Source organism: Methylobacterium sp. J-048 (assembly GCF_022829515.1).
Lineage (GTDB): Bacteria > Pseudomonadota > Alphaproteobacteria > Rhizobiales > Beijerinckiaceae > Methylobacterium.
Genome location: NZ_JAKSYL010000177.1, coordinates 1 through 516, shown reverse-complemented (window position 1 = coordinate 516; position 516 = coordinate 1). Strand labels below are relative to the sequence as shown.

Genomic DNA, 516 nt, shown 5'->3' with positions numbered 1-516 from the left:
CGCGCAGACCATCGTCAGCCGGATCACACCCGGTCCGGCCTGGCCAGGCAACTGCCTCCACACCCTGAATGCCGGTGGCGGTATCGAGTGCATCGACGGATCGGCCCGCGCTTCCCGTATCAAGGCGATGATCGGTGGCAGGGTGAGACAGACTTCGGCCGCAGCCTTAGCCTCTAGCTGATCCGGGCCATGGGCCCGCACTTGCGGTCTCCAGTCCCGCCGCCGCACCGACCCTCACACGACTGCCCGGCCAAGGCTTCACAGGCTCTCTGCGGGGAACTGGCACGGAGAGAGCCTGTCGTCACGTGCTTGCCCGCCTCACGCCTTGCGGTGTCGCGAACGCCTCGGGCGCACCGCCGGGAAGAACTGGTCTCGTTGCAGTCAGGAGGCTAGCTGTCGTCGGACAGGCCCTTCCGCGTTGAGCCTTCAGCTGCGGCGGGGAGCGGTCATTCGCGCGATCGCAATGAGCCGGCGTGACTTCCCCACCGTCCCCTGGGCGTGCGAGCGGCTGGCGGG

Annotated in this window: 1 protein-coding gene; it reads left to right on the top strand. The window is 68.4% G+C overall.

Annotation, left to right across the window (positions count from 1 at the left end; genetic code table 11):
• The coding region (locus MKL09_RS17525; RefSeq protein WP_244022157.1) for a hypothetical protein at nucleotides 1-181 on the top strand (181 nt) is incomplete at its 5' end.
• Between the last annotated feature and the right edge of the window lie 335 nt (nucleotides 182-516).